This window comes from Methylomonas koyamae, from assembly GCF_001644025.1.
GTDB lineage: Bacteria > Pseudomonadota > Gammaproteobacteria > Methylococcales > Methylomonadaceae > Methylomonas > Methylomonas koyamae_A.
This window is the reverse complement of the sequence record NZ_LUUK01000124.1, coordinates 1-1,889: the sequence shown is the minus strand read 5'-3', so window position 1 is coordinate 1,889 and position 1,889 is coordinate 1. Positions and strand designations below refer to the sequence as shown.

The 1,889-nt window shown below is 53.5% G+C and carries 4 protein-coding genes; all 4 read right to left on the bottom strand.

The genetic code is table 11. From position 1 onward, the window contains the following. A partial coding sequence (locus A1355_RS09305; RefSeq protein WP_157197822.1) for a hypothetical protein occupies nt 1-324 on the bottom strand: 324 nt, incomplete at its 3' end. 278 nt (nt 325-602) lie between these two features. Continuing rightward, nucleotides 603-866 carry a hypothetical protein gene (locus A1355_RS09300; protein ID WP_064027291.1) on the bottom strand — a complete coding sequence of 88 codons (264 nt, stop codon included), beginning with the start codon at nt 864-866 and terminating at the stop codon, nt 603-605. Between the two features lie 125 nt (nt 867-991). Continuing rightward, complete coding sequence (locus A1355_RS09295; protein ID WP_064027289.1) at nt 992-1,396, bottom strand: PIN domain-containing protein; 405 nt, start codon at nt 1,394-1,396, stop codon at nt 992-994. Beyond that, nucleotides 1,393-1,626 (bottom strand): hypothetical protein, encoded by a 234-nt coding sequence (locus A1355_RS09290; protein ID WP_064027287.1) that lies wholly within the window; start codon nt 1,624-1,626, stop codon nt 1,393-1,395. The genes A1355_RS09295 and A1355_RS09290 overlap by 4 nt, the downstream gene beginning before the upstream one ends. Nucleotides 1,627-1,889: the final 263 nt, after the last annotated feature.

Below are 1,889 nucleotides of genomic sequence, written 5' to 3'. Positions count from 1 at the left end.
AGTCCGACAGGCTCCTAGCGTCAAGGGTTGCCGCAAACCGATCAGTTCAATGCCGTGGCGTAAAACATCCAGCGTGCCGCGTTGATTGATGGAATCCCGCAGCCGGCCGAGCAACACGTCGCCGGCTTGTGCGCCGTGATTCTTTTCCAGTGCTTCCCATGCCCGCGGCTGGGTGTCTTTGACCCATGCCAGCACATCCTCCGAAAACAGCGCCCGTGTGCGGTCATAGCTTGCCGCGTCGCCTTGCGCATATATCCAGCCATGGGCGGCGAGGTGTTCGCAGATTTCGGTTTCGAAATTCACTTCCTTGTGCAGATCGGGCATAGTCAGACTCGCTAGGTATTAGTAAACCGCATCGTGATCGCCGACATTCACTGGGATGATTTGCCCATCCTGGATCAGCAACTCCAACGTAATGCGATAAGAAAGATTGATAGACGCCGAATGCAAGCCTGCCGGTTTTCCTTGCAATGGGTGTAAGCGTAAAGAAGGATGATGGGGGTTGGCGGCAAGCAACATCAATGTTTTGGCGTATTGTTACCTAAGCTCGGGATGCTGCTTTAAAAACCTGACTTCCTTGCGTTTGAACTGATCGGTAAAAATCAGCTGGAACATGCGTGGTCAAGCCATGCCATATGCTCTTCAACCGATTCCGTGGTAAAGCGGCCCGCCACCAAATCCGCTTGGATCTCGGCAATGGCGGCATCCAATTCGCATTCGCGCAGATAGTGATAATGAGCAATCTCCATCACCACGAATTTATGCTTGCCCCGCACCGAAACAATAGCCTCCGGGGACTCACTCAACGCCGCCTTGATGGCGGCAATGCCTTTGGTTTTTAAATCGTTGGCGCTGATGTGAGACATCAATCCTCCTGAAACAGCCTGCAAAACAGCGCCAAATAATGCGCTTCATCACGCGATAAAACAAGTTATCCGCAAGCACACACTCGATCTTGCCGGTGACGGCGGCGCTAGCTCGAGCTGCCAATTTATTTGTAAGGTAAGCGTTCTTCGCTCAATCCGGCGAGTCCTGCAAATTCCGGGTCTTTGTGCACCAAAGTTGCGTCAAGCTCCAGCGCAGCGGCGGCAATCCATGCATCAGCCAATGACAGAGAATGTGTGGCCTTGACACTGGCGGCCCGCTCCAATAATGCGGTCGATTCATGAAGCCACAGAATGGGCAGTGCCAGACAATCGGCATAAGCTTCGCGTCCGGCGGATTCGCCCTCGTCCTTCCAAACCCGGTAAAACACTTCCATCAAAGAAATGAAGCAACCATGGCATGGCAAAACGCCATCTTGGGCATATCTCAACAGTTCGCTGACTCGCGCGGCACCCGGCTCATCATCGCGCAAGGTCAATAATGCAGAGGTATCGAGCAAAAAACCACTCACGCTTCACGCTCACGGTCGACTCGACGATCCATCAACAAACGCTCCGCCGCGCCACCTTTGCCTTTTCCCCTGAAAGCATTGATCGCATCGGTTGGCTGCGATGTAATTGCAACCTGTTCCAGCCCTTCGTCGAGAGCGATGAAAATGACTTCGGTGCGACGGTGGCGTAGTTCTGTTGGGAAAGTAATGACATCTTGTGGGTCTTCGATAATCTGGCGAATAGCAAACATTAGTTTCCTCCGAAAATTGGTCCAAACTGGCGCACGACGATCTTACCAGTGAAGGCAAGGTGTTAGTAGATTTCGTTCTCGTAATTGACTTCCCTGTGCAGATGGCTCATCCGGCGGCCTCCTCCGGTAATGCCGTAGGGACTTAGACCACGCACGTCAATCTTGCCGGTGACGGCGGCGGAGAGTAGGTCGGGTTAGCGATAGCGTAACCCGACAGCCGCGTCAAACAGTGTCGGGTTACGGCTGCGCCTAACCCGACCTAC

Coding starts and splice junctions, on each gene's coding strand:
- A1355_RS09300 (WP_064027291.1), bottom strand. CDS start 866: ATGTCTCACATCAGCGCCAACGATTTAAAAACCAAAGGCATTGCCGCC.
- A1355_RS09290 (WP_064027287.1), bottom strand. CDS start 1,626: ATGTTTGCTATTCGCCAGATTATCGAAGACCCACAAGATGTCATTACT.